Raw genomic sequence first — 1,778 nt, 5'->3', positions numbered from 1 at the left:
GGGGAAGAGAAACGGGTCGCATGAAAATCCTGATCGAGAATCTCACCTTTGAGACCATCATCGGGATTCTTGAACATGAGCGCACCAACCCGCAACGAATACAAATCGATTGCATTATCGAATATTCTTATAGCAATGGCAAATTTATCAATTATGCCGAAGTCGCTCAACGGATCGAACATACCATGAACAAAGAGCACTTCGAGCTGATCGAAACGGCACTCGAAACACTAGGAACGCTTCTCAAAATGCATTTCTCTCTCATCCAAACCATGATTCTCACTATTCGAAAACCTGATATTCTTCCAAATTGCACTGTTAGTGTTCAAAAAAATTTCATTTTTTAAAAAAAATTGAAAAAAAGTTTAAAAATTTCTAAAACTATGGTATCATTTCGGCAAAATTTCCGTACTATGAGGAATCTGAATGCGTATTCTGATCATTGAAGATGAAGTAACCCTCAACAAAACCCTTGCAGAAGGGCTTAAAGAGTTTGGCTACCAAAGCGATGTCGTCGAAACCCTAAAAGATGGCGAGTACTATCTCGACATCCGTAACTATGACCTGATTTTGATGGATTGGATGCTTCCTGATGGAAATAGCGTTGATATTATCCCTGATATCAAAACTAATACACCAAAAACAGTTGTAGTCGTTCTGTCGGCTCGTGATGACAACGAAAGTGAAATCGAAGCTCTCCGTGCTGGTGCGGATGATTATATCCGTAAACCGTTTGATTTTGATGTTCTTGTTGCACGTATCGAAGCACGTCTCCGTTTCGGTGGAAGCAATATCATTGAAATCGATGATTTGACGATCAATCCTGAAGAGGAAAAAATCATCTATAAAGAAAAAGAGATCGAACTCAAAGGGAAACCGTTTGAAGTATTGACTCATCTTGCACGTCATCGTGATCAAATCGTCTCTAAAGAGCAATTGCTTGATGCGATCTGGGAAGAACCTGAACTCGTTACACCAAATGTTATCGAGGTTGCGATCAACCAAATCCGTCAAAAAATGGATAAACCGCTCGGTATCACTACCATCGAGACAGTACGTCGCCGTGGATACCGCTTTTGTTTTCCAAAAGAAGTATAAACTTTCTTTACTAATTCACTTCACAAAAGTCCCTATTTTAGGGACTTTTAGCTCTTGTTTTCTCTTATGTAAATCAACTTCTTAGCCTTTCTTATCTTTCTATCCTTAACAAGGTCTATAAATCTATATACCTAGTGTATGTCAAAGTTTGTAATAATATAGTGTAGACTTTTTGGCTAAAAAAAGAAAAATAAGTTTCTTATAAGATAGTTTTAGTTTTTATTAAATATAATTTCACAAGCCTTTTGGCAAATATATTTTAGATAAGGAAAGATATGAAGAAAATTCTTCTTGGTTTCTCAGCAGTAGCAATGCTTGCAAGTGTGGCTTTCGGAAGTGCTACAGTTATTTCTGGCTCAAATCAAAATGTGACATTTAATAGCAATCCAGAAGGTGCTATGGTGATGATCGATAATGTTAAAACATGTACAACACCATGTACTATTTCTTTACCGAAAGCAAAATCACAAAAAATGATCTCTTTTGAAAAAGAGGGATATGAAAAAGTTTCTATGCCCATTAATACAGAGTATAACGGTGTAGCTCTCTTGAATATTTTTTGGGATTTAAGTACGACAGATCTTATTACAGGTGCAGCTTGGAACTACTCTCCGAATAACTATTTTTCTGACTTGAAAAAAAAGTAATTCAAAATGCGTAATACCTTTTTGAGCTTATGT

Annotated in this window: 3 protein-coding genes; all 3 read left to right on the top strand. The window is 36.5% G+C overall.

The genetic code is table 11. The annotated features are described in order from the left end of the window. A partial coding sequence (locus WA010_RS12235) for a dihydroneopterin aldolase (protein WP_422557397.1) occupies window positions 1-347 on the top strand: 347 nt, incomplete at its 5' end. Window positions 348-426: 79 nt separating this feature from the next. Then, window positions 427-1,098, top strand: coding sequence for a homeostatic response regulator transcription factor HsrA (gene hsrA, locus WA010_RS12230; protein ID WP_422557396.1), 672 nt, complete (start codon window positions 427-429; stop codon window positions 1,096-1,098). A 275-nt stretch (window positions 1,099-1,373) separates the two neighbouring features. Next, window positions 1,374-1,745, top strand: a complete 372-nt coding sequence (locus WA010_RS12225; RefSeq protein ID WP_422557395.1) for a PEGA domain-containing protein — start codon at window positions 1,374-1,376, stop codon at window positions 1,743-1,745. Window positions 1,746-1,778: the final 33 nt, after the last annotated feature.

Origin of the sequence: Sulfuricurvum sp., from assembly GCF_049305995.1 — a bacterium.
GTDB lineage: Bacteria > Campylobacterota > Campylobacteria > Campylobacterales > Sulfurimonadaceae > Sulfuricurvum.
This window is presented reverse-complemented; position numbering and strand designations above follow the sequence as displayed.